The organism is Streptomyces sp. 8N706 (genome assembly GCF_052245415.1).
GTDB lineage: Bacteria > Actinomycetota > Actinomycetes > Streptomycetales > Streptomycetaceae > Streptomyces.
Window position 1 is genome coordinate 1 of record NZ_JBQQBW010000127.1, and the last position, 18,215, is coordinate 18,215.

18 protein-coding genes are annotated in these 18,215 nt (G+C 71.4%); 4 read left to right on the forward strand and 14 right to left on the reverse strand.

Annotation, left to right across the window (positions count from 1 at the left end; genetic code table 11):
* Window positions 1–58: 58 nt before the first annotated feature.
* From ACTWQE_RS29750 to ACTWQE_RS29770, 5 genes are all read right to left on the reverse strand, one after another.
* The gene (locus ACTWQE_RS29750) at window positions 59–934 is read right to left on the reverse strand and encodes a carbohydrate ABC transporter permease (RefSeq protein ID WP_443332180.1); all 876 of its coding nucleotides are present in this window, start codon (window positions 932–934) and stop codon (window positions 59–61) included.
* Entirely contained in the window at window positions 931–2,349 is a 1,419-nt protein-coding gene (locus tag ACTWQE_RS29755) for an ABC transporter permease subunit (protein WP_443332181.1), read from the reverse strand. The genes ACTWQE_RS29750 and ACTWQE_RS29755 overlap by 4 nt, the downstream gene beginning before the upstream one ends.
* Window positions 2,350–2,360: 11 nt before the next feature.
* Entirely contained in the window at window positions 2,361–3,680 is a 1,320-nt protein-coding gene (locus ACTWQE_RS29760) for an ABC transporter substrate-binding protein (protein ID WP_443332182.1), read from the reverse strand.
* A gap of 8 nt (window positions 3,681–3,688) precedes the next feature.
* On the reverse strand, window positions 3,689–5,365 hold the full coding sequence (locus ACTWQE_RS29765; protein ID WP_443332183.1) for a glycoside hydrolase family 13 protein: 1,677 nt from the start codon (window positions 5,363–5,365) through the stop codon (window positions 3,689–3,691).
* A gap of 216 nt (window positions 5,366–5,581) precedes the next feature.
* Entirely contained in the window at window positions 5,582–6,859 is a 1,278-nt protein-coding gene (locus tag ACTWQE_RS29770; protein WP_443332184.1) for an ABC transporter substrate-binding protein, read from the reverse strand.
* A 181-nt stretch (window positions 6,860–7,040) separates the two neighbouring features.
* Here ACTWQE_RS29770 and ACTWQE_RS29775 point away from each other — a divergent pair, with 181 nt between their 5' ends.
* From ACTWQE_RS29775 to ACTWQE_RS29785, 3 genes are read left to right on the forward strand one after another with little or no spacing between them, the layout of a single operon-like run.
* Window positions 7,041–7,547 (forward strand): PadR family transcriptional regulator, encoded by a 507-nt coding sequence (locus tag ACTWQE_RS29775; RefSeq protein WP_443332185.1) that lies wholly within the window; start codon window positions 7,041–7,043, stop codon window positions 7,545–7,547.
* Complete coding sequence (locus tag ACTWQE_RS29780; RefSeq protein ID WP_443332186.1) at window positions 7,544–8,338, forward strand: ABC transporter ATP-binding protein; 795 nt, start codon at window positions 7,544–7,546, stop codon at window positions 8,336–8,338. The genes ACTWQE_RS29775 and ACTWQE_RS29780 overlap by 4 nt, the downstream gene beginning before the upstream one ends.
* 5 nt (window positions 8,339–8,343) lie before the next feature.
* Complete coding sequence (locus ACTWQE_RS29785) at window positions 8,344–10,662, forward strand: FtsX-like permease family protein (RefSeq protein WP_443332187.1); 2,319 nt, start codon at window positions 8,344–8,346, stop codon at window positions 10,660–10,662.
* Between the two features lie 660 nt (window positions 10,663–11,322).
* Here the strand turns inward: ACTWQE_RS29785 and ygfZ are convergent.
* The 3 genes from ygfZ to ACTWQE_RS29800 are packed head-to-tail and all read right to left on the reverse strand — an operon-like array spanning window position 11,323 to window position 13,432.
* Window positions 11,323–12,303: a CAF17-like 4Fe-4S cluster assembly/insertion protein YgfZ gene (ygfZ, locus tag ACTWQE_RS29790; protein WP_443332188.1), complete on the reverse strand. Its 981-nt coding sequence runs from the start codon at window positions 12,301–12,303 to the stop codon at window positions 11,323–11,325.
* Between the two features lie 10 nt (window positions 12,304–12,313).
* On the reverse strand, window positions 12,314–12,787 hold the full coding sequence (locus ACTWQE_RS29795) for a Fur family transcriptional regulator (protein WP_443332189.1): 474 nt from the start codon (window positions 12,785–12,787) through the stop codon (window positions 12,314–12,316).
* 60 nt (window positions 12,788–12,847) lie between these two features.
* Window positions 12,848–13,432: an FABP family protein gene (locus ACTWQE_RS29800; RefSeq protein WP_443332190.1), complete on the reverse strand. Its 585-nt coding sequence runs from the start codon at window positions 13,430–13,432 to the stop codon at window positions 12,848–12,850.
* A gap of 291 nt (window positions 13,433–13,723) precedes the next feature.
* Between ACTWQE_RS29800 and ACTWQE_RS29805 the strand changes: the two genes are divergently transcribed.
* Complete coding sequence (locus ACTWQE_RS29805; protein ID WP_443332191.1) at window positions 13,724–14,086, forward strand: DsrE family protein; 363 nt, start codon at window positions 13,724–13,726, stop codon at window positions 14,084–14,086.
* A gap of 249 nt (window positions 14,087–14,335) precedes the next feature.
* Here ACTWQE_RS29805 and ACTWQE_RS29810 read toward each other — a convergent pair whose 3' ends face one another.
* The 6 genes from ACTWQE_RS29810 to ACTWQE_RS29835 form a co-directional block, all read right to left on the reverse strand.
* Complete coding sequence (locus tag ACTWQE_RS29810) at window positions 14,336–14,635, reverse strand: DUF3099 domain-containing protein (protein ID WP_443332192.1); 300 nt, start codon at window positions 14,633–14,635, stop codon at window positions 14,336–14,338.
* Window positions 14,636–14,885: 250 nt separating this feature from the next.
* Entirely contained in the window at window positions 14,886–15,176 is a 291-nt protein-coding gene (locus ACTWQE_RS29815) for a DUF1416 domain-containing protein (protein WP_443332193.1), read from the reverse strand.
* A 33-nt stretch (window positions 15,177–15,209) separates the two neighbouring features.
* Window positions 15,210–16,049, reverse strand: coding sequence for a sulfurtransferase (locus ACTWQE_RS29820; RefSeq protein ID WP_443332194.1), 840 nt, complete (start codon window positions 16,047–16,049; stop codon window positions 15,210–15,212).
* Window positions 16,050–16,194: 145 nt separating this feature from the next.
* On the reverse strand, window positions 16,195–16,275 hold the full coding sequence (locus ACTWQE_RS29825) for a putative leader peptide (RefSeq protein ID WP_355172694.1): 81 nt from the start codon (window positions 16,273–16,275) through the stop codon (window positions 16,195–16,197).
* Window positions 16,276–16,488: 213 nt separating this feature from the next.
* On the reverse strand, window positions 16,489–17,193 hold the full coding sequence (locus ACTWQE_RS29830; protein WP_443332195.1) for an LmeA family phospholipid-binding protein: 705 nt from the start codon (window positions 17,191–17,193) through the stop codon (window positions 16,489–16,491).
* An 84-nt stretch (window positions 17,194–17,277) separates the two neighbouring features.
* Window positions 17,278–18,215, reverse strand: a 938-nt coding sequence (locus ACTWQE_RS29835; RefSeq protein WP_443332196.1) for a hypothetical protein, incomplete at its 5' end; no start/stop codon positions are given.

Below are 18,215 nucleotides of genomic sequence, written 5' to 3' on the forward strand. Positions count from 1 at the left end.
TTCTCCCCCCCCCCCCCCCCCCCCCCGCCACGGCACCAGGTGCCGCAACAACCGGGTCCTACTTCACCGATCCCGCCATGACCCCCTGCACGAAGTGGCGCTGGAAGGCGAAGAACACGACCACCGGCACGATCAGGGACAGGAACGCCCCGGGCGCCAGCACGCCGATGTTGCTGCCGAACTGCCGCATCTGCGACTGGAGGGCCACCGTCAGCGGCTGCGACTCGCTGTCGGCGAAGATCAGCGCGACGAGCATGTCGTTCCACACCCACAGGAACTGGAAGATGGCCAGGCTCGCGATCGCCGGCCGCCCCAGCGGCAGAACGAGTTGTACGAAGATCCGCCATTCGCCGCCGCCGTCCATCCGGGCGGCCTCCAGCATCTCCCGCGGCAGCTCCGCGAAATAGTTGCGGAGCAGGAAGATCGCGAACGGCAGACCGTAGGCGACGTGGAAGAGCACGACGCCGGGGACGGAGCCGAACAGCCCGAGCCCGCCGAGCAGCTGGGCCACTGGCAGCAGGCCCACCTGGATGGGGACGACGAGCATCCCGACCACGATCAGGAAGATCCAGTCCCGGCCGGGGAACTCCAGCCAGGCGAAGGCGTAGCCGGCCAGGGCCGCGATCACGACCACGGCGATGGTGGTGGGCACCGAGATGAGCACGGTGTTCCAGAAGGCCTGGACGATGCCCGAGTCCTTCAGCAGCGCCGAGTAGCTGTCGAAGGAGAGCCCGGCGGGGTCGGTGAGGGCAGTCCACCAGCCGGTGGTGGCGTTGTCCTCCTCCGAGCGCAGCGACGAGAGGAACAGCCCCAGGGCCGGGGTGAGCCACAGCAGTCCGACGATCGCCAGGAGGGCCTGCACCAGGCCGCCGCTGACCCGTTTCGCCAGCCAGGCGGCCGGCCGCTTCCGGGGAGTGGCGTGGAGGGTGGTCATGACTGGCTCCTGCGGAAGCGTCGGATGTTGAAGGCCATGGCCGGGACGACCAGGAGCAGCAGCAGGACGCCGAGGGCGCTGCCGAGTCCCTGGTTGTTGCCGCCGCCGAAGGAGACCAGCCACATCTGCATGGCCAGGACGTTGGCCTCCTGCTGTACGGGCCCGGGGGCGATGATGTAGACGAGGTCGAAGACCTTCATCACATTGATGACCAGGGTCACGAAGACCACGGTCAGGACGGGGGCCAGCAGCGGCACGGTGATCCTGCGGAAGATCTGTCCCTCGCTCGCGCCGTCCATCCGGGCCGCTTCCAGCACATCCCTGGGCAGGGCGGCCAGTCCGGCGCCGATGAGCACCATGGAGAACCCGGTCCAGATCCACAGATAGGCGCCGATGATGGCGGGGGTGACCAGGGCGGGGCCGAGCCAGGCGATGCCCTGGTACGGCTCGGCGAAGTTCGCGGCCGGCAGCTGCACGGCGTACGAGCCCGCCTTCAGGCCGGTGAAGCGGTACGAGCCGTCGGCGGCCGTGGTGGCCTTCGCCGTGACCTTGCCGTCCCGTACCGCCTCGACGGTCATTCCGGGCAGTCCGCTTTCGGCCGGGTCCACGCGGCCCGGCTTGCCGCCCCCGCCGGGGGTGAAGTCGACGTAGACGACGCCCCGCAGCTCGTCGCCGCCGGCCTTGGCGGCCGCTGCCGCACGGGCGGGCTCGGCCTCCTTGGGCAGTTCCTTGGGCGGGACGCCGACCAGGGGGAGGTTGACGGTCTGTCCCGGGCCGAGGTCCTGTGCCGTACGGTACGAGCCGTCCGCGCGTCCCTTCAGCCCCGGCCCGTCCTGCTGCGGTCCCACGCCCTCACGGGCACGGGCGTTCGGGAAGGCCGCCCCTTCGTGGAAGGAGTCGTGCACGCCGACGGCCACCGCGTTGAGCACCCCGCGCTCGGGGTCCTGCTCGTAGACGACGCGGAAGATGATGCCCGCGGCGAGGAAGGAGATCGCCATCGGCATGAACATCAGCAGCTTGAACGCGGTCGCCCACCGGATCTTCTCGGTGAGCACGGCGAGGATCAGCCCGAGCCCGGTCAGCAGCGCCGGAGCGACGACGACCCAGATGGCGCTGTTGCGGATCGCGGTGAGCGTCGCCGGGTCGCGGAACATCTCGGTGTAGTTCTCGGCGCCGACGAAACGGGTCCCGGAGGCGTCGAAGAGGCTGCGGCCGACGGTGAACAGGATCGGGTACGCGACCAGGGCACCGAGCAGGAGCAGCGCGGGCAGCAGGAAGACGAGGGCGATGAGCCGCCGTCGCCGCGTGGCGCGCCGGCGGGGGTCCGCCCCGCTGCTGCGGGGCGGAACTCCGTCGGGCGCGTGCTTGCCGGACGCGACTTTCTCTCGTTTCTCCGGCACTGCGGTGGCAGACATGGTGAGGGCTCTCAGTCCTTGTAGGCCTTGGCCGCGGCGGCCTCGAGCTTCTTGGCGGTGGCCTGCGGGTCGGACGGGTCGCGCAGGAAGTCCTGGAGGATCTTCCATTCGCCCGCGCCCTGGGTCCCGCCGAAGGCGGCCGGAGCCTGGTCGGACATGTCGAACCGCATGGAGTCGCCCGCCTTCACCAGCGACTCGGCCGTCTTACGGCTGGTGGCGTCCGCGTAACTGCCCAGGTCCAGCTTCTCGTTGGGGGAGATGAAGCCGCCCGCCTTCGCCCAGATCTCGGCCGCCTCCGGCGTCGCCATGTACTCGACGAGCTTCATGGCCGCCTCACGGTTCTTGCCGGCCTTCAGTACGGTCGCGGCGTCGCCGCCACCGACGACCGGGGCCTTTCCGCCCTTGACGGCGGGGAAGGGGAAGAACTTGGCGTCCTCGCCGACCTTCTTCTTGAACTGGCCGGAGATCAGACCGCCGACGAAGTCGCCCTCGTAGACCATCCCGGCCTTGGGGCTGTTGCCGAAGACCTGCTCGACGGACTCGGGGAAGTCGGTGCGCAGCGCCTCGGAGCCGCCGCCCGCGACCAGGTTCTTGTCCTTGAACAGCTCGCCCAGGGTGGTGAGCGCCTTGACCACGGAGGGGTCGGTCCACGGGATCTTGTGGGCGGCGAGCTTGTCGTACTTCTCGGGCCCGGCCTGGGAGAGGTAGATGTTCTCGAACCAGTCGGTGAGCGGCCATCCGGCCTCGCCCGCGACGGAGAAGGCGGGCAGGCCCGAGTCGGCGACGGTGCGGCCCGTCTTCAGCAGCTGCTCGTAGCTCTTGGGCGGCTGCACGCCGGCGGTGTCGAACGCCTCCGGGCTGTACCAGACCGTCGACTTGTGGGACGCCTTGAAGTAGAGGCCGTAGAACTTGCCGTTGACGCTGCCGTAGTCGCGCCACACCGGCGCGAAGTTGATCCCGGCCTTCTCGTACACGCTGGCCGACAGGGGCTGGAGCCAGCCCTTGTCGGCGAACTGCTGGAGGACGCCGACCTGCGGCACCATCACGACGTCCGGGGCGTTGCCGCCCTCGATCTTGCTGCCGACGACGGTGGAGACATTGTCACCGGTCGAGATGAAGTTGACCTCGGCGCCGGTCTTCTCGCTGAAGGCGTCCAGGACCTTCTTGAAGTTCTTCTGCTCCACGCCGGTCCAGACGCCGGCGACGGTGACCTTCTTGCCCTTGAGCTCCTGCTCGCCGGAGCTTGCCGTTCCGGTCGTGCCGCTGCAGGCCGTCGCCGTCAGCGCGAGGCCGAGGGCCAGCGCGCCGGAGGCCGCTGTACGCCGTCTCATGGTCGGGTTCATGGGGTATTTCCCTTCGAGGAGGTGGAGAGGGGAAGATCGCTGATCCACCAGGCAGCGGTGGAGCCGGGAAGCATCCCCGGGGTGCAGTCCCCGCTGGCCAGCAGCGGGGTGCCGGATACGGGCGCCGGGACGGGGTCCGTGCCGAAATTGACCGCGCACACCAGCCCGTCGCCGCGGACGAAGGCGAGGACCTGCGGCGGCGTCTCGAGCCAGCGCAGAGTGCCTTCGCCCAGCTGGGGCAGGCTGCGCCGGAGCTGCAGCCCGTCGCGGTAGAGGTGCCAGAAGGAGCGGGTGTCGGCCAGCGCCCGGTCGGTGGCGTGATCGGCGAACCACTCGGGCTGCGGCAGCCACGGCCGGGCGGCTCCCGCGCCGGAGGTGAAGCCGAACGGTGAGGCGTGGCCCGTCCAGGGCAGCGGTACGCGGCAGCCGTCGCGGACGTGTTGGCGGCTGCCGGTCCGGTGGAAGATCGGGTCGGTGAGGACCTCGTCGGGCAGGTCGACGACTTCGGGCAGGCCCAGCTCCTCGCCCTGGTAGACGTAGGCGGCGCCGGGCAGGGCCAGCATCAGCAGGGCGGCGGCACGGGCGCGGGCGGGACCGAGCCCGCTCGCCTCCCCGCTCGGCTCGCCCGCGTAGCGGGTGACGGTCCGGACCTGGTCGTGGTTGTTGAGCACCCAGGTGACGGTGGAACCGGTGCCGGCGATGTCGCGCATCGCCTCGGCGATGGTCTTCCGGAAGGTGTCGACATCCCACCGGGCGCTCAGCAGATGGAAGAAGAAGGCCTGGTGCAGCTCGTCGGGGCGGACGTACTCGGCGTGCTCGCGGGCCGTGGGCACCGACACCTCGCCGACCAGCAGCCGGTCACGGCCGTCGCGGGCGGTGTACTCCTCGCACACCGCGCGCCAGTCCCGCCACACCTGGTGCACCTCGGGCTGGTTCCAGGCCAGCGGGTTGACCGAGTCGCGGGACCGCTCGTCCGCCTCCGGGTCGGGGGAGTCGGGGAGCTCGGGGTGCTTGTAGAGGCCGGCCGCCACATCGATGCGGAAGCCGTCCACACCGCGGTCGAGCCAGAAGCGCAGCACCTCGTCGAAGTGGTGGCCCACGGCGGGCTCGCGCCAGTTGAGGTCGGGCTGCTCCGGGGTGAACATATGCAGGTACCACTGGCCTTCCCGGCCGTCCGCCTCGCGGACCCGGGACCAGGCGGGGCCGCCGAACATGGCCCGCCAGTTGTTGGGCGGCAGCTCCCCGTGGGCTCCCCGGCCGTCGGCGAAGTGGAAGCGGGAGCGGGCCTTGCTGTCCGGGCCGCTCTCCAGGGCCTCGCGGAACCAGGGGTGGGCGCTGGAGCAGTGGTTGGGGACGATGTCGATGAGGACCTTCAGCCCCAGCCGGTGGGCGTCGGCGACCAGCTGGTCGAACTCGGCCAGGTCCCCGTAGACCGGGTCCACGCCGCAGTAGTCGGCGACGTCATAGCCGTGGTCGTGCTGCGGGGAGGGGTAGAAGGGGCTCAGCCAGATGCCGTCCACCCCGAGCTTCTTCAGATACGGCAGCCCCACCCGGACCCCGGCCAGGTCGCCGATGCCGTCGCCGGTGCTGTCGAGGAAGCTGCGGACGTAGACCTGGTAGATCACCGCATCCCGCCACCAGTGCTGGGTTGTGGCGGTCGTGGCTATGAGCATGTCCCGTTGACCTGTTCTGAGTCGATGCGGCCTCGATGGGTCAGCCGCCGTTGTGCATGCATGTTAAGTAGCCGTGTCGAACAGGTGTCAACGAGTCTGCGAGAACAATCCCAGAACGGTCGCACAGTTGTCCTGGTTTGCCCGGATGAAAACAGGAGCTACATAAGCTCACTTACTCAACAAGTAAGTAGAAGGGGTGGTGACGAGCCGCCCGAGTCAGCCTCGGCGCGCGATCGCCTCGAGCTCCCGCTGCAGACGGGCGACGGCGCTCGCGGGTGTCTGCCGCTGGGCCAGCGCGTCATGGACGACGGCCTGCACCGCCAGGTTCACCTGCTCGTACCGGGGGCTCTTGGGCCGCGGCTTGGCGGTGAGGACGCTCTCCTCGAGCGTGGGCAGGTACGGGAAGCGGCGCACCAGCCCGGGATCGTCGTACAGGTCGGCCCATACGGGAGGCAGCGAGCCCTCGGTGAGCACCCGGCGCTGCACGCGCTCGCTCGTCAGATACCGGATCAGGTCGGCCGCGGACTTCGGGTGCCGTGAGTCGGTGTTCACCGCGAGGTTGGAGCCGCCGAGGATGCTGGAGCCGGGCCCCTTCGGCCCCGGCAGCGGCACCACTCCGAGCTTCCCCGCAACCTTCGAGCCCTCCCCGTTGGCCTGGGAGTACGCGTACGGCCAGTTGCGGAGGAAGAGCAGCCGTCCGTTCTGGAAGGCCTCCCGGGACTCCTCCTCCTTGAAGGTGAGTGCCTTCTTCGGGATCCAGCCGTCCCGGACGCCGCCGGTGAGGAACTCCAGCCCCTTACGGGCGGCGGGCGAGCCGACGGTGACCCGGTCGCCCTCGTCGGCGAGGACCGTCCCGCCTGCGGACTGGATGGCCTCGGCGGTGTTCACCGTGAGGCCCTCGTACGGAAGGAACTGTCCGGCGTAACCGTCCAGCCCGTACCGCGGGGCGACCGTCCTCGCCAGCCGTCTCAGCTCGGCCCAGGTGCGGGGCGGCCGCTCACCGGCCCGTTCCAGCACGTCCTTGCGGTAGTAGAGCAGGCCCGCGTTGGTGACATAGGGGACGGCGTGCAGCCGGCCGCCGAACGTGGCGGTGTCGACCACCGGCGGCAGGAAGCGCTTCAGCGGGAAGCGGTCGCGGTCGAGCGGGGCGATCCAGCCCGCCGCGGCGAACTCGGACGTCCAGGCGACATCGATATTGAGCACGTCGAAGCGGCCGCTGCCGGACCGCAGGCTGGTGACCATCTGCGCGCGGACCTCGTCCGCGGCCTCCGGCAGCTCGACGAGGGTCACCTTCTCGGCGGGGTGCGTCCGGTTCCAGTCCTTCAGCACACCGCGGAGATAACCGGTCAGATCGACGCCCGTGACCAGGGTCATCGGGCCCCGGCCGCCGGGACCGGCCGCGAGTTCGCCACCCGTCGTGCCCGTCCCCGCGTAGCCCGCGAGAAGCAGCGCCGCTGCCAGGAGCCCCCTACCCGCGGCACGCGTCCACCGCATAGGTTCCTCCTCGTGCGCCGGCGCCGGCCTGGCGTGCCCGGCGTCCGGGCACCTGTATACCCGTTAGGCATGCGCGATACTAGATGTCGCATAAAGGTCCGAGGGCGATCCGGCTCACAGCCGGGGAGCGCCGTCAGCGACCACCTAACGGGCAAGTACGGCGGGAGGGAGGAGGGCGAGCGTGCGTCTGCCCCTCCTGGCACTTCTCTCCAAGGGCCCCGCTCACGGTTACGAGCTCAAGCAGGCCCTTGAGAAGCTTCTGGGCGCGGCGTACCCTCAGCCGAACGTCGGGCAGATCTATGTCACCCTCAGCAGGCTGGAGAAGGCCGGACTGATCGAGGGCGAGGACGTCACCCAGTCCAGCAGGCCGAACAAGCGCATCTACCAACTCACCGCGGCGGGCCGTGAGGCGGTGGCCGCCTGGTTCGACGAGCCGACGGACGAGCCACGGGTACGGGACGAGTTCTTCATGAAGCTCGCCCTCGCCCCGAGCTCGGGGACGGCCGACCAGATCGCCCTGATCAACAAGCAGCGCCGCCACTACCTCAACACCATGCGCGATCTGTCGAAGCTGGCCGCGGCCGAGGACCGGGACAACCGGGTGGCACAGCTGCTGATCGAGGGTGCGATGCTGCATCTGCAAGCCGACCTCGACTGGTTGGAGCGATGTCAGGAGGAGCTGGAATGAGCCGCGAGGACCGGCTCCCCACCGGAGCCGGGGAGACGACCCCCGCCGGGGACGCGCCCCCCATCGTCAGGGCCGAGGGCCTGGTGAAGACGTACCGCACGGACGGTGCCACGGCCCGGGCCGTACGCGGTGCCGACCTCGTCGTGGAACGGGGCGAATTCGTCGCCGTGACCGGTCCCTCGGGCGCCGGGAAATCGACCCTGCTGCATCTGCTGGGCGGGCTCGACCGGCCGGACAGCGGCAAGCTGTGGCTCGACGGCCGCCGGGTGGACTCCTACAGCGAGGCCCGCTGGGCCGTACTGCGCCGCCGCAGCATCGGCATCGTCTTCCAGTTCTTCAACCTGGTCTCCAACCTCACCGTGGCCGACAACGTCGAGCTCCCCGCTCTCCTGGCCGGGCGCAGTCCCCGGCAGGCCCGGGAGAGCCGTGCCGAGCTCCTGGCCGAGCTGGGCCTGGAGGGCAAGGAGAACAGCACCCCCGGCGAGCTGGCCGGCGGGGAGCAGCAGCGCGTCGCCCTCGCCCGCGCGCTGGTCAACCAGCCCAGCCTGCTGTTGGCCGACGAGCCCACCGGCAGTCTCGACAGCAAGGGCACCCGTGAGGTCCTGCGACTGCTGTCCCGCTATCACCAGCGCGGTCAGACGATCCTGCTGGTCACCCATGACGCGAGGGTCGCGAGCACCGCGGACCGCGTGATCAGCTTCTTCGACGGCCGGATCGCCGACGACGCGACGCTCGGCGCCGGTGCCCGGCGGGGCGACGGCGTCGCCGATGTGCTCGAACTGAAGGGCTGAGCAGGATGCGGGCCACGGTGCGCTGGGTGCGCGCCGACCTCCGGAAGCATCGCGGCGAAGCCCTGTTCCTGGTCCTCGCCACGGCCGGGATCATCGTCTCCCTGCTGCTGGCGGGCGCCTTCCTGGCCTACGCGGCCAACCCCTGGCAGCGGGTCTTCAGCCAGTCCGACGGCGCGCATGTGTGGATCCATGCGAAGGCCGGGCCGGAAACCGAACGGCTCACCGGAGAGCTCACCGGACTCGAGGGCGTCGACGCCGCCGCCGGTCCCTTCTCCACCGCCCCGGCCACCGCCGAGCTCGGCGGCACCAGGGCGACGCTGCAACTGCGCGGCACCGGAGGCGAGCCGCCAGAGGTGGCCCGCCCGCTGGTCGCCTCCGGCCACTGGCTCGACCCGGCCACCACGGACGGCATCGTGCTGGAGAGCTCGCTCGCCCGCGCGCTGTGGGCCGAGCCGGGCGACGCGCTCGGCGTCCGCGGCCCCGGCGGCACCGTACGGCTGCGCGTGGCCGGGATCGCCGACAGCGCCGAGCCGGAGTTCCGGGCCGGGGAGACCTCCGGTGTCGGCTGGGTGCTCCCGTCGACGCTCGAGCGGGTCGAGCCGGACCCGCACCGCCTCGGCCAGACCATCGGGCTGCGGCTCGAGGACCCCGAGGACACCGACTACGCCGTCCAGCGTGCGGTCACCGAGCTCGGCGCCGAGCGGATCGCCAAGGTGTCCACCTGGCAGCAGGCGCGGGCCGACGCCGAGGGCGGTGACCGGCTCCTCGGGCTGCTGCTCGCCCTGTTCGGGCTCGGCGCGCTGCTGGCGGCCGCGCTGGCGGTGGCCGGAGCCGTGGGCACCAGGATCCGCGGCCATCTGCGGGACATCTCCGTACTCAAGGCGATCGGCTTCACCCCTGCCCAGGTCGTCCGGATGTTCCTCGTCGAGCATCTGGCCCTCGCCCTGCTGGGGGTCGTCTGCGGCGCGGTCCTCACCGAGGCCCTCGGCGCACGGCTCCCCGGCCGTATCGGCGACGCCATGACGCTCTGGCAGGACCTGCCCGAGCAGGCCTGGGTGCCGTCCGTGATCTCGGCCGGTGCCATGCTGCTCATCGCCGCGACGACCGGGCTGGCCGCCTGGCGGGCGGGCCGGGTCCCTCCCGTGCCGGTGGCCCGTGCGGCGATCCCCGTCAGCCGACGGATGTCCGCTACGGCGATCCGCGCGCTCGGCCTGCGGATCCCGCCCGCCCTCGTGCTCGGCTGGCGCGGCGCCTTCCACCACCCGGCACGCTCCTCGGCCGCCGTCGGCCGGCTGGCCGTGCCCCTGCTGCTCATCACCGTCGCCCTCGCCGCCTGGACCACCCTCGACCGCTTCGAGAGCCACCCCGAGAAGGTGGGGCTGGCCGCCGAGCTCACCGCCCGGGGCGACGGCCTCGACGACGCCGCGGTACGACGGCTGCTGACCGCCCGCCCCGAGGTGACCACGGCGCATCCCGGCGCCGAGGTGGAGGCGCTGGTCCCGGGACAGACGGGAACGATCACTCTGCGCGGCCTGGGCACGGCCGGGGATCCGTATCCCTTCTCCGTCGCCGAGGGACGCGCCGTCCGCGGCCCGGACGAGGCGGTGGCAGGTCAAGGTCTGCTCGACCTGCTGGAGGCCCGGGTGGGCGACTGGGTACGGATGACGGTCGAGGGCAGGCCCCAGGTCCTGCACATCGTCGGCCGCAGCCTCGAGCCCGAGAACGGCGGCCGGGTGATCTCCGCCTCCATGGACACCCTGCGCGAGCGGGACACCTCGCTGCGGCCGGACTTCTACCACCTCGAGCTGGCCGCCGGGGCCGACCCCGCCGCGGTGAGCACCGCACTGGCGGATTCGGCGCACGGCCGGCTGGACGTACGGAAGATCCCCAACCCGGCGGACGAGCTGTCGGCCGTCCGCGGGGTGATCGTGGGACTCGTGGCGGTACTGGCCCTGACCGGTCTCGCCGAGCTCTCGACGACGATCGGCGCGGGGGTGCGCGACCGCCGGAGGGATCTGCTCGCCCTCAAGGCCATCGGTCTGACTCCGCGACAGATCATGACGGTGATCGTGGCCGGTACGGGCTTCACCGCTCTGGCCGCCGCGGTGGCCGGCACAGCCGCCGGGGTCCTGGCCGCGGACTGGCTGATCGATCTCCAGGGGCGGGCCAGCGGCATCGGGGCGGGCATCGCCCAGCCGCCCCCGCCGGGGGTCCTGCTGCTGATCGGCGTGGCCGCGGTGGCCGGTGCGGTCGCGGTCTCGGTCCTGCCGGCCGTGCGCACCGTACGGCAACGACTCGCGGACACCCTGAGCGACACGCTCTGAGCGACCAGAGCCTGGACCGCCGGGGCCTGGGCGGCTGTGACCGGTGGTGGCCGGGACCGTAGGGGAGGCGCGTGGCGGTGCGCGCGGCCGGGACCCGTACGCGTGGCGGTGTGCGCGGCGGTGGCGGCCGGGGACTGGGCGGCTGTGACCGGTGGTGGCCGGGACCCGTAGCGGAGGCGCGTGGCGGTGCGCGCGGCTGGGACCCGTACGCGAGACGGGTGGCGGTGCGCGCGGCGGGGACCGTACGCGTGGCGTGTGGCGGTGTGCGCGGCGGTGGCGGCCGGGGCCTGCGCGGCTGTGACCGGTGGTGGCTCCGGGACCCGTAGGGGAGGCGCGTGGCGGTGCGCGAGGCGGGGACCCGTACGCGAGACGGGTGGCGGTGCGCGAGGCGGGGACCCGTACGCGTGGCGTGTGGCGGTGTGCGCGGCGGTGGCCGGTGGGGCCGGGACCGTATGCGAGGAGCGCGGCCGGGCGAACGGACCACGCCTCGCGTACCACGCGGTAGGCGAGGCGGCCCGCTGGTGTGTGCACGGCCCGGCGGGTGACCGCCCGCGGCCGACGGCCGGGGCCGCGGGCCGGGGCCGCGGGCATCGCGGGTGGCCGTGGCCGGGCGGGCCGGGGGCCGGCGCGGGGCCGCAGCCGGTGGCCCGCCCGGACGGGCTACGGCTCGACGACGACTTCCTGCGCCGCCGCCGTCGCGTCAGCGATCAGCTCCGCGTCCACCGGCACGTTCCGCTTGACCAGCGCCAGCGCGATCGGGCCCAGCTCGTGATGGCGCGCGGACGTCGTGACGAACCCCAGCTGCCGCCCCTCCTCGCCATCGGCCGCCAGCCGCACCGGCGCCCCGTGCCCGGGGAGCTTCACCTCACTGCCGTCCAGATGCAGAAAGACCAGCCGGCGCGGCGGCTTCCCCAGGTTGTGGACGCGGGCCACGGTCTCCTGGCCGCGGTAGCAGCCCTTCTGCAGATGGACGGCCGTACCCAGCCAGCCCAGCTCGTGCGGGATCGTCCGGTGGTCGGTTTCCAGGCCGAAGCGCGGCCGGTGCGCCTCGATGCGCAGGGCCTCCAGCGCGAGGACGCCGGCGGCCGGGCCGTTCGCCGCTGCGAAGGACTCCAGGTCCCCGCGGGGCAGGAAGAGGTCCCGGCCGTGCGGGGTCTCCCGTACCGTGACGCCGTCCGGGGAGTCGGTGATCGAGCCCGCCGGGAGGTGTACGACGGCGAACTCCTCCGTCGCGTCCTTCACCTCCACCCGGTAGAAGAACTTCATGCTCTCCAGATAGGCGATCAACTCGCCCTGGGTGCCCGGCTCGACGTGGGCCCAGGTGGTCTCGCCGTCGTCCACGAGGTAGAGCGCGTGCTCGATGTGCCCGTGCGCGGAGAGGACCAGGGCCTCGGTCGCCTGGCCCGGCGGCAGCTCGCTGACATGCTGGGTGAGCAGCAGATGCAGCCAGGCCAGCCGTTCCTCGCCGCTCACGGTGATCACTCCGCGGTGCGAGAGATCCACGAAGCCGCGGCCGTCGGCGAGCGCACGCTGTTCGCGGAACAGATCGCCGTAGTGCGCGGCGACGCCTTCGTCCGGGGCCTCGGCGGCGACGGCGCCGGGCAGCGAGAGCAGAGGGCTGGCTGGTGAGTGTGCCTGCATACGTACCAGCCTACGGTCCGGTGGTCGGCTCACCCTCTGGGCGGTCCGTATTCGCCGCCGTACCGGCCGTGGCCGAGCACTTGGCGCACCGACCGAAGATCGCGAAGTGCTTCATATCGGTGTCGAAGCCGAAGACGTCGCGCAGTTGGCCGGTGAAGCCGGACGCCACCGACACATCGGCCTCGATGATGTCGCCGCAGTCCCGGCACACCAGATGCAGATGGTGGTGCCGGTCCGCGAGGTGGTACGTCGGCGCTCCGTGCCCGAGATGGGCATGGCTGACGAGCCCCAGCTCCTCCAGCAGCTCCAGGGTCCGGTAGACCGTGGAGATGTTCACCCCGCCCGCGGTACGGCGCACCTCCGTGAGGATCTCGTCCGGGGTCGCGTGCTCCAGCTCGTCCACGGCCTCCAGAACGAGCTGGCGCTGCGGGGTCAGCCGGTACCCGCGCCTTCTGAGGTCGCTCTGCCAGTCGGTGGTCACCACACGGCCAGTGTAAGAGGGGCGGTTCCGACAGTGACGGGGGCGCCGCGTGTGGCCGGAGCGCTACTTGAAGAAGGCGATGCCGTCGTCGGGCAGGTCCTTGAGGTCCTTGGCCCACTCGCTGGGGTCGACGACCTTCTTCAGATGCGCGGACATGGAGGGGCGCAGCTCGACCTCGGGGGTGGCCTTCTCTCCGACCCACATCAGGTCACCGTTGACGTAGCCGTACAGCCGCTTGCCGCCCGAGTACGGACCCGAGGAGGCGGTGCGGGCGACGGCGTCGGTGGCCAGGTCGATCTGCGGCTTCTGATCGGCCAGCTCGCCGTACCAGATCTCCACGACACCTTGGTCGCGGACCATCACGGCCTCGACCTTCCGGTCCTTGTCGATCCGCCAGTAGCCGGACTCCGACTCCAGCGGGCGGACCTTGCGGCCCTCGCCGTCGAGCACCCAGGTGTGCGAGATGTACTCGAGGAAGTCCCGGCCGTCGTGGGTGAAGGTCACCTCTTGGCCGAAGTTGCACTTCTCGGCGCCGGGCCCCCCGTCCCCTTCGAAGACGGGGGCGAAGACGCCCGCCCCCTCCCAGTTGCCGAGGAGGAAGGCGAGGGGGACGAGGTCCGGGTGGAGGTCGGACGGGATCTCGATCATGAGCTCAGACGATCTCTAGACGGCGGAGGAGGCGTCGGTCAGCGCTGGCCCTGGTACAGCTTCTTCACGGTGATACCGGCGAACGCGACCACGCCGACGCAGACCAGAACCAGCAGGGCGATGAAGAATGCCTCAAGCACGAGCGCGCTCCTCGGAGGAGTGTGTGGTGTTACGGACCGAGCCCGAGTCTAGTCGGCGGCCCGGGCGGCGACGCTGCCAGGGCCGCCGCAGCCTCTCCGCGCGGCGTGAGGGGCTCGTGGGGTCGTGGCCCACCGGTTCTAGAGTGAGCACATGGCGAAGAAGTTCGTGATCAAGGTGACGGCCGGTGCGGATGCTCCGGAGCGGTGTTCTCAGGCGTTCACGGTCGCGGCGGTCGCCGTGGCCAGCGGGGTGGAGGTCTCGCTCTGGCTGACCGGTGAGTCCGCGTGGTTCGCCCTGCCCGGGCGGGCGGCCGAGTTCGAGCTTCCGCACGCAGCGCCGCTGCCGGACCTGCTGGAGTCGGTCCTCGCGGCCGGCCGGATCACCCTGTGCACCCAGTGCGCGGCGCGCCGGGAGATCACGGAGAAGGACGTCCTGGAGGGCGTACGGATCGCGGGGGCGCAGGTCTTCGTCAGCGAGGCGCTGGCCGACGACACCCAGGCGCTCGTCTACTGAGACGCTGCGGGGCCGCTGAGGGTGTTGGCTTGGCGCCGACCGGAGGAGGCGCTGAAGCCCACGGGTGCGCTGAGGGCCACGGGTGCGCTGAGGCCCGCGGCTGTGCTGAGGCCCGTGGGTGCGCTGAGGTCCACGGCTGTGCTGAGGCCCGCGGCTGCGCTGAGGCCGACGGAGACGCGAAGACCCACGGAGGCACGGAGACCCACGGAGGCGCGGAGCCGCTGAGCTCGGCCGGGGTGGGGGTGCGGCCTACTCGTCGTCGCCCCGGCTCTCGTCGCCGGTCTGCCGCCCGTAGTGCTCGAAACGGCGCCAGCTGTCGTCCAGCGGCTCGTCGTCCAGCCAGCTGTCGTCCGGCACGTCCCACCAGTGGTCGTCGGGCTCCCTGCGGTTGGCGACGATCGCCGCGACCGGTGGAATGACCATCGCGATCACGCACATGCCCACGGCGACCGGAACCGACCAGAGGCGCACGACGCCCCACGCCAGGACGAAGAGTCCCAGACACAGCCCCATCAGGACGAAATACCGACGGCGACGCCGTGTGTACATGTCTCCAGCGTACGGCCGGGGGCCTGGCGGCGTACTACGGAGCGCACGGCCGGGGAGGCCTGGCAGCGTACGTACGGAGCGCACGGCCGGGAGCCCGGTGGCGTACGTCCTGGACGTATGGGGGAGCCCGGCGGCGGGGGTAGCGGACGTACGGCCGGAGGCCGGGAGGCCCAGGAGTGGAAAGCCCGGAGGGCCGTACCCCTGAGAGTCCAACCCGGGGTACGGCCCTCCGGCCGTGGTGCGCGGTATGTCAGACGGCGATGGCGACGTCAGCCGCCGCGCCCTGCTGGGCGACGACCGTACGGTCCGCGGTCGCGCCCGGGACGAGGGCACGCAGCGTCCAGGTGCCGGGGGCCGCGAAGAAGCGGAACTGCCCGGTCGCCGAGGTCGGGACCTCGGCGGTGAACTCGCCGCCGCCGTCGAGGAGGCGGACGTAGCCCGAGACGGGCTCGCCGTCGCGGGTCACCGAACCCTGGATGATCGTCTCCTTGGCCACGTCCACTCCTGCCAGGTCGGGGCCGCCGGTCTTAGCTCCACACATGCGTGTCTGTTCCTTCAGTAGAGGGGCGGGGTGTCAGCTGTTGGCGCCGAGCTCGATCGGCACACCGACGAGGGAGCCGTACTCGGTCCAGGAACCGTCGTAGTTCTTGACGTTCTCCTGGCCGAGGAGCTCGTGCAGCACGAACCAGGTGAGCGCGGAACGCTCACCGATGCGGCAGTAGGCGATGGTGTCCTTCGCCAGGTCGACCTGCTCGGTCTCGTAGAGCTTCTTGAGCTCGGCGTCGGACTTGAAGGTGCCGTCGTCGTTGGCGTTCTTCGACCACGGGATGTTGCGGGCACTGGGCACGTGGCCGGGGCGCTGCGACTGCTCCTGCGGAAGGTGCGCCGGGGCGAGCAGCTTGCCGCTGAACTCGTCAGGGGACCGCACGTCCACCAGGTTGAGGCTGCCGATGGCGGCCACGACATCGTCGCGGAAGGCGCGGATGGAGGTGTCCTGCTCCTTGGCCTTGTACTCGGTGGCAGGCCGCTCCGGCACCTCGACGACCAGGTCACGGGAGTCGAGCTCCCACTTCTTGCGGCCGCCGTCGAGGAGCTTCACGCTGTCGTGGCCGTAGAGCTTGAAGTACCAGTAGGCGTAGGAGGCGAACCAGTTGTTGTTGCCGCCGTAGAGGATGACGGTGTCGTCGTTGGCGATGCCCTTCGCCGACAGGAGCTTCTCGAAGCCGGCCTGGTCGACGAAGTCACGGCGCACCGGGTCCTGGAGGTCCTTCTTCCAGTCGATCCGTACGGCGTTCTTGATGTGGTTCTTGTCGTAGGCCGAGGTGTCCTCGTCGACCTCGACGATGACCACCTTGGGGTCGTCGATGTGGGCCTCGACCCAGTCGGCGTCGACCAGGACGTCGCTGCGGCTCATGTTGTTCTCCTCCGGGGCAGTTACGGATGCGCGGGCTTGCGGGGGACGCCGACGCGCGGTCCTGCGGGGTGCGCACGGCGCGTGGCCGCTTCGTTGAGCGGGGAGGGCCAAGGGCCCTGGGGGAAGCGGGAGTCGGAGCTCCTGCTCAGAAGGCGCGACAGAGCATGGCGGCGACACGGCACAGGTCGACTGCCCGCCGCTTCGTGAGATCCGCCTGTCGCTTCATGTGTCCGATCGTAAGGACGCGCAGGCGTGCATGTCACCGGCGTGTCGAATGATGAGATGCGAATGCCCGCGATGTGAGACGCCTCGTGTGTGCACGATCCGGTGCGCCCGTACGGCGGGTGGCCTGCGGATACGCCATCTGCTGTACGGACGGGGTTGTCTCGCTCTGCGGACCCTGCCCTCCCGCGCGGGTCCCGCCACCCCGGGCCCGGTGCTAGCCCGCGAGCTTCACCCCGTCGCCCACCACCGAGATGTCGACGCCCTTCTCGGTGGTGACGACCTTGTCCAACTTCAGGCCCTGCGGCAGTCCGCTGATCTCCCGATCGAAGTCGATCTTCCCGCGGACCAGGTTCTCCAGTCCCGGGATCCCCGCCCCCGGGATCTCGTCGGCCCGCAGCCGGATGGTGTCACCGTCGACGACGCTGACCGTGCTGATCACGCTGCGCTCGAAGCTCCGGCCGAGCAGTGCCACCCGCGCGGTGACCTTGACCTGGCTCTTTCCGGACTGGTCCCGGCCGCCGTAGCTGACCGTGACGCCCTCGCTCGAGGCCGTCGACAGATCCGCGTAGCTGATGCCGGCGGAGCCGGTCGCGCGGTCCGCGGTGGCCGAGGAGAAGTTGTTCTCGAGCCGCACATCTCGCAGCTCGGCGGTCATTTCGGTGATCCGGAGCGACCGGCCCGCGGAGCTGGCCGTGACGCCGTCCATGGTCACGTCGACCTCGTCCAGCTCCTTGCCCGCGACCTGGGTGAGGAACGGGAAACCGTTGATCGAGACCTCGGGGTTCGCGCTGAGCCCCTGAGTGCTCTTGATCTTTCCCGCCACCTCGGACTCGGCCAGACCGACCGCGATGCGGTCGGCTGCCACGAACAGGCCCCCCAGGACCACAGCAATGATCAGAAGTATTCGAAGTGCACGCATTCGACTGGATCCCCCACCCTTTCGATCAGACCCGCGTCATCCCGTGAGCCTAACCGGCAGATCACCCGAAGGGGGCGATCACTGTCATCCGAGGGCCCGGCTCAGCACATAGGCGGCCGGTCCCGCCATCGCCAGCGGAAGCGCCACTCCGGCCGTCAGATGCACGAACCGGGAGGGGTAGTCGTAGCTCGCCACCCGCAGTCCGATCAGTGCACAGCCACCGGCCACCGCGCCCAGGAGCGCGCCGGACGCCCCGAGCCCCGTCAGCTGCCCGGCCGCGATGCCGGCGCCGGCGGCCGCGGCCAGCGCGGCCGCGGGGGAGACGAGGGACGGCAGCGGCAGCGCGCGGGCGACGGCCGCCACGGCCACGGCGACGGCACCGACCACCACCGCGCCGGAGGACACGGCCGACGCGGCGAGATGGCCCGCCGCGAGCACGGTCAGGGCGGTGGAGGCGACGCCTGCCGTCAGCGCGTACAGCCGCTCGTCCGGCGAGCTGTGGTTGCGCAACTGGAGGACCAGAACGAGCAGGCACCAGACGCCCAGCGTGCCGAGCGCCACCGTGGGGGCGTCCTCGCGGGCCGTGGCGAGCAGGGCGATGTCGGTGGTGAGGCCGCCGGCGAAGGCGAGGGCGATGCCCTGGCGGGCGGGCCACATGCCGTTGAGCCGGTACCAGCCGGCCGCGGTCACCGCCTGGAGCAGCACGACGGCGAGGGCGAGTGCCGGACGGGCCAGCGGCGCCGTGACCGCGATCAGTGCGGCGAGCCCCGCCGTCAGCAGGGCGGACTCCATGCCGGGCGGGATGATCGGGGAGGCACCCTCCGCGCGGGCGCGCTGCGCGGGTGTGGGACCGCGGTCATGTGCCGCCGCGCGTCGGACCGCGGCGCGACCCTCGGGCGCCGGACGGCCACCGGCCTCCTCGGCCGTGTCCGCCGGCCCCCTGGCGTGGCCGTACGGGCCGTCCGGGCGGCTGTGGCCGGGGGCTCGGTGCCCGGCCGTGCGCGGTTGTCCAGGACCGCCGC